The sequence below is a fragment of the Aquitalea sp. S1-19 genome (assembly GCF_024343515.1).
Genome location: NZ_RJTZ01000366.1, coordinates 1 through 429, shown reverse-complemented (window position 1 = coordinate 429; position 429 = coordinate 1). Strand labels below are relative to the sequence as shown.

1 protein-coding gene is annotated in these 429 nt (G+C 63.2%); it reads right to left on the bottom strand.

All coding sequences use genetic code 11. The features are described from left to right. A partial coding sequence (locus EGI20_RS19080) for a hypothetical protein (protein ID WP_498633278.1) occupies positions 1-429 on the bottom strand: 429 nt, incomplete at both ends.

Below are 429 nucleotides of genomic sequence, written 5' to 3'. Positions count from 1 at the left end.
TCACACCGATCGCCACGGACGACTTGGCATAAGAACCCGCGCCGATAGCAATACTGTTGGCCTTATCCGCTTTCGCGTCGGCACCGATGGCAATCGAGTTTTTATCACCCGAACTCTGGGCACCACCCGCGCGCAAGGTGCCATCCTCCAGCATACCCAGCGCCTTATCTGCCTTGGTTTCGGCACGATCCGCCTTGGTTTCAGCACGATCGGCCGTGGTCTGGGCCGTGGTCGCTTTGGCGTCGGCGGTGGCTGCTGCGGTCTTGGCTTCGGTAGCAGCCGTCTTCGCTTCGGTGGCCGTCGTCTGCGCGGCGCTGGCCGCAGTTTTCGCCTCGGTAGCAACGGTCTTGGCTTCGGTAGCAGTCGTCTGCGCAGCACCTGCTACGGTGACCGCGTTGTTGGCCGTCGACTGCGCGGTATTGGCCGCAG